Here is a 444-nt window from a genome sequence, read left to right as displayed (position 1 = left end):
AGTGAATTCACTGCTCGAAGAGATGAGGCTGCTGCAGGATGAAATCGTCAACTTGCTCGAAATGCAGCAAAAAACAGAAAATACTAGCACCAATGATGCCCATAATGAGCGTCACATACAGAATTCAAAACCCCAATCCATCATTGAATTTGAACCTAGCTCTGAAAAAGAGCTGGAGGCGACGCCGACGCAAAACAATCAGCCTACCGAGGGGACAATGCGGGTATTCCCATTGGGATTGGTGCTGAAGGCCTGCCCGGAAGTTATGTCCTACGGCCCTGGGGGCGCAGTGAACAACTGGCGAGACCTGATGTCGGCCGCAGTTGTGGTGCGATCGATGCTCGGGGTCAGCCCTTCGGCGTACCAGGAGGCCTGCGAAGTGATGGGGCCTGAAAACGCCGCGGTCACAATGGCCTGCATCCTTGAGCGATCGGGGCATATCAA

1 protein-coding gene is annotated in these 444 nt (G+C 53.6%); it reads left to right on the top strand.

From position 1 onward, the window contains the following. The coding region (gene repC / locus RGM3321_RS00125; protein WP_244391010.1) for a plasmid replication protein RepC at window positions 1–444 on the top strand (444 nt) is incomplete at both ends.

Origin of the sequence: Pseudomonas sp. RGM 3321 (assembly GCF_022836805.1) — a bacterium.
Taxonomy (GTDB): Bacteria; Pseudomonadota; Gammaproteobacteria; order Pseudomonadales; family Pseudomonadaceae; genus Aquipseudomonas.
Note: the sequence above shows the minus strand (reverse complement) of the source record. Positions and strands in the feature narration are given on the sequence as shown.